The sequence below is a fragment of the Pseudomonas sp. MF6755 genome (assembly GCF_016405635.1).
Taxonomy (GTDB): Bacteria; Pseudomonadota; Gammaproteobacteria; order Pseudomonadales; family Pseudomonadaceae; genus Aquipseudomonas; species Aquipseudomonas haemolytica.
Genome location: NZ_JAEKDA010000058.1, coordinates 1 through 470, shown reverse-complemented (window position 1 = coordinate 470; position 470 = coordinate 1). Strand labels below are relative to the sequence as shown.

Below are 470 nucleotides of genomic sequence, written 5' to 3'. Positions count from 1 at the left end.
GTTTTTTTCTTTAATGTCATGTATGCCTGGGATTTGCTTGCTGGCCGAGCGAGTGCCGATCAAGCCCATCACCCATGGAATATCAACCTCCCAGTTGTTCCTGGACTCGGCTTCATTGATGCTGGCGACCAGGGTCAAACTCGCAGGTGCCGGTTTGGTGTCCCACATGGCCTCCATGGCCGCCAGTTTGGTTTGCTGCGCCTCACCTACCGTGTAACCCGACTCATCCCCCAGCACGATCACGCTCAACACGGATGCCAGACCGAAGGCGGCCGCCACCCGGAAGCTGCGCTTGGCAAACTCGACATCACGATTCTTGAGCAAATACCAACTTGAAATCGACAGCACAAACATCGAGCCGGTGACATAGCCGGCAGAGACCGTGTGTACAAACTTGGCCTGGGCAACCGGGTTGAACACCACTGCCCAGAAATCAACCATCTCCATGCGCATGGTGATGTAGCTGAACT

At 55.3% G+C, this 470-nt stretch carries 1 protein-coding gene; it reads right to left on the bottom strand.

Annotated elements, in window-relative coordinates; all coding sequences use genetic code 11:
* Positions 1-470, bottom strand: a 470-nt coding sequence (locus JFT66_RS29660) for a cytochrome ubiquinol oxidase subunit I (RefSeq protein WP_198860632.1), incomplete at both ends; no start/stop codon positions are given.